At 42.0% G+C, this 839-nt stretch carries 1 pseudogene; it reads right to left on the minus strand.

The window, feature by feature from the left end:
* Positions 1–839 (minus strand): annotated as a pseudogene (locus ACFIMA_RS09805) (hypothetical protein); the annotation flags it as partial.

The following is an 839-nucleotide window of genomic DNA, read 5'->3' on the forward strand; positions in this document are numbered from 1 at the left end:
TCTTTATCATAACCTGCACCACCACCAAAATAAGTTGCAAGTTGTTCGTTCAGCGAATAAAGCTGACCACCCGTTACAGCATCCGTTGATTTAGCGCTAATCTCACCATTTGCTAGAAACGTAATTCTACTGTTTTCTTGTGTCCTGACAGCTTTGCCTTGTTCTTCTTGCTTCTTCTCATGACGCGCGACAAAGGCATCGGCTTCCTTGCTCCATAACAAAGAATCCTGCGCTACTCCTTCAGAAACCTCTTTAATCCTTGCATTCACATTCTTGATATTCTCATCAAGACCTGCAAAAGCGGTTCCAACACCTTGAAAGGCACTCTCTGTTACAACTCCATCTTTAGCAATGTAAGATAATTTATACGTTGGCTGTGTAAGAGCTCCATCTTTAAAGGATGCTTCTCCACCTAAAAACTTAGCTACATCCTCACCGATTTTATTAATCTGACCACCCGTGATTGCATCATGTGAACCCTTGGCAATCTGACCATCGGCAACATTATGAAGACCAACAGCTGCCTTATCCTTACCTTTGCCTAAAGTCACACTCGTATAATCAGTTTCATCACCTGTTTTATCGTAATGAACAACAGCCGAGTCATCTGACTGAAGGCTGGTAGAAAGCTTCTCTAAACTTTCATCAAGCTGACCTTTGTTAACAGCTTCATTATTTTGTGTTGCTGCCTTCACTCCAGAAAGTATCCTATCCCCTTTATTCTTGTTGGTTATGTTGATTTCTCCGCCTTCTACTGCTGCGCCAATAGTGAGACGACTCGTTGTCTTATCTTGCTGAACAAAGCTCTCGCTTTCCACTTTGGTAATCACATTATTAAC

Origin of the sequence: Bartonella sp. AP88HLJMH (assembly GCF_042195605.1) — a bacterium.
Lineage (GTDB): Bacteria > Pseudomonadota > Alphaproteobacteria > Rhizobiales > Rhizobiaceae > Bartonella.